The organism is Mesorhizobium sp. M7A.F.Ca.CA.003.01.2.1 (genome assembly GCF_003998945.1).
GTDB lineage: Bacteria > Pseudomonadota > Alphaproteobacteria > Rhizobiales > Rhizobiaceae > Mesorhizobium > Mesorhizobium ciceri.
In genome coordinates this window covers 1-908 of record NZ_RZRA01001413.1, presented here as the reverse complement: position 1 = coordinate 908, position 908 = coordinate 1, and the positions used below count along the sequence as shown (strand labels likewise).

At 63.7% G+C, this 908-nt stretch carries 1 protein-coding gene; it reads left to right on the top strand.

Annotated features, from left to right (window positions below; genetic code table 11):
• Positions 1-908: glycosyltransferase family 9 protein (locus tag EN969_RS33100; RefSeq protein ID WP_245467646.1), on the top strand; the 908-nt coding region annotated here is incomplete at both ends.

Here is a 908-nt window from a genome sequence, read left to right as displayed (position 1 = left end):
AAATTGCTCCCGGAAACAGATGCTGCAGATCTCTCCCGCGCCGCTCCGCTCGATCCTGGTCATTCAAACCAAGTTCATAGGAGATCTCGTCCTCGCCTCGGCGCTCGCCAAGAACCTGCGGCTCGAATTCCCCGGCGCCAGCATCGTCTTTCTGTGCGAGGCCCGCTTCGAGAGCTTCGTGATCGCCCATGGTATCGCTTCCGAGGTGGTCGCATTCAGGCGCGACCGCATGCGCGGCACGCCCTTGGAGCGCGGGAAGGAGCTCTACGCCATGGTGCGGGCGTTGCGCCGCTTCCGCTTCGACCTGACCATCGACCTGACCGATTCGAAGACGTCGCGCATCCTCACCGGGCTCGTCCACGCAAAGACCCGTGTCGGATACAATCCCTCCGAAAGACCCTTGCGTATGCTGGAGCGGCAGCCCGCCAACGTCCTTGCCAAGCCCTACGGCTTTGATGGCCAGCATTTCCTGTACCGCTACCTCTCGCCGCTCGAAGCGCTCGGCATTGAACTTCGCACGGTGATTCCGAACCTTCAGCCGCTGCCATTGGAGATGGCGAAAGCATTGGCGCTCCTGGATAAACACCATCTGCGGCCAAATGCCTTCATCGCCGTGCATGCGGGTGCAAGCTTCGAGGGGCGACGTTGGCAGCCGGAGCGGTTTGCAGCAGCGATCGTCGAGATTGCCGGCGAGACCGGCCTGGACGTCGTCCTGGTGGGCGGCCCGGACGAGCGCGAGATCGCCGAACGCATCGTCGCCAGGACCGCGCCGCCGGTCGTCAATCTCGTCGGTGACCTGTCGCTTGAAAGCCTGCTGGCGGTGCTGAAACAGGCCCGGCTGTTTCTCGGCAATGAGAGCGGCCCGATGCACATGGCGGCAGCCACTGGGACCCCGGTTGTCGGGCTGT